Origin of the sequence: Lysinibacillus sp. AR18-8, assembly GCF_001705465.1 — a bacterium.
GTDB lineage: Bacteria > Bacillota > Bacilli > Bacillales_A > Planococcaceae > Lysinibacillus > Lysinibacillus capsici.
On record NZ_MDGU01000035.1, the window covers coordinates 1 to 1,555 of the forward strand.

2 protein-coding genes are annotated in these 1,555 nt (G+C 37.9%); both read left to right on the plus strand.

The window, feature by feature from the left end:
- Positions 1-180: 180 nt before the first annotated feature.
- The gene (locus BFM98_RS20065) at positions 181-687 is read left to right on the plus strand and encodes a helix-turn-helix domain-containing protein (protein ID WP_066038258.1); all 507 of its coding nucleotides are present in this window, start codon (positions 181-183) and stop codon (positions 685-687) included.
- Positions 684-1,526, plus strand: a complete 843-nt coding sequence (locus BFM98_RS20070) for an IS3 family transposase (protein ID WP_066038259.1) — start codon at positions 684-686, stop codon at positions 1,524-1,526. Before BFM98_RS20065 ends, BFM98_RS20070 begins: the two co-directional genes overlap by 4 nt.
- The last annotated feature ends 29 nt before the right edge of the window (positions 1,527-1,555 follow it).

Below are 1,555 nucleotides of genomic sequence, written 5' to 3' on the forward strand. Positions count from 1 at the left end.
ACTGCAGAAAAAGCAACTTTGCAAGGTGAGGGGTTGATTTCCGTTCCGCCAGCGTCCTTTCCAGGGGGCGTCCGATGAGCCGCTTCACTCACTTACGTTCGCTCCAGGGTCTCATCTGTGACGCTATGAACTGCACCCAAAATATTGGACTTAAAAAATCTAATATAGGGGGTGCAGTTAGTGATTTCTGATGAACAAAAGTTAGCCGCAGTTCTAGCTTACATTGAAGAAAAGGAAAGTACGTATCAGATTGCCAATAGATTACAGAGGGATCGACAGTACGTTCGATTATGGATTGAATTATATCGATACCATGGCATTGAAGGAATTATTCGTCCTCAAGGGTTCACGAATTACGAAGATTCTTTTAAAATAAAAGTAATTCAACACCTGATAGAGACGGGCGATTCGCTCCTTCAGACTGCTGCGAAGTTTAATATTCCTTCTCGTGAAACCATTCGGAGATGGAAAAAACAGTGGATGTCCAAGGCTGGAAAGGTGCTCTATCAAATAGAAAAGGAGCACCAATCAATGCCAAAAAAACAACCACCTTCGTCTGATTTAAATGAAAAAACAACGGAAGAGTTAAAAGCGGAAATTGAGTATTTACGGATGGAAAATGCCTATTTAAAAAAGTTGAAAGCCTTAGTTCAAGAAAAGGAAGCATTCAAACCGAAGAAAAAATGAGAGCTGTGTATGAGCTAAGGCTGGAATTTCCACTTCAAGCTCTATTAAAAGTGGCAAAAATCAAGAAAAGTACGTATTATTATCATCTTCAAAAATGGGTAAAACCAGATAAATATCAGGCGATCAAAGAACGAATCCAGACACTTTTTCATCACCATAAGGGGCGTTATGGCTATCGTCGTATTTGTCTTGCCCTCCGAAATGAAGGTTTTTTCATCAACCATAAAACGGTACAACGATTGATGCAAGAATTGGGCTTAAAAGGGACGGTACGCCCTAAAAAATACCGTTCGTATAAAGGGACAGTCGGCTATGTCGCAGAGAATGTCATCCAACGTGATTTTGAAGCCACTGCATCCAATCAGAAATGGGTAACCGATGTCACAGAGTTTAAAATAAACGGTCAAAAAATCTATGTATCGGCTGTATTAGATTTATTCAATCGAGAAATCGTTGGATATGAGGTATCAAAATCACCTAATTTTGAGTTAGTTCAACAGTCTTTTAAAAAGGCGTTTACGTATACAAAGTTATCGAAAAAGAGTGGCTTAATCATTCATTCTGATCAAGGATGGTTATATCAAATACCCCGTTTTAAAGCGTTATTGACAACGCATGAAATCAAGCAAAGTATGTCACGGAAAGGAAATTGTTTAGATAATGCCGTAATAGAAAGCTTTTTTGGTATTCTGAAATCAGAATTTCTGTACACAACTACGTTTAAAAACTATGTAGAATTTACAAAAGCATTAGCAGATTATATTTACTATTACAATCATGAGCGGATTAAAAGAAAACTCAACGGAAAAAGTCCCGTTGAGTATCGAAAAGCTTCGTAAAAAAGTTTATATTTTTGGGGTCAGATCAC

Coding starts and splice junctions, on each gene's coding strand:
- BFM98_RS20070 (WP_066038259.1), top strand. CDS start 684: ATGAGAGCTGTGTATGAGCTAAGGCTGGAATTTCCACTTCAAGCTCTA.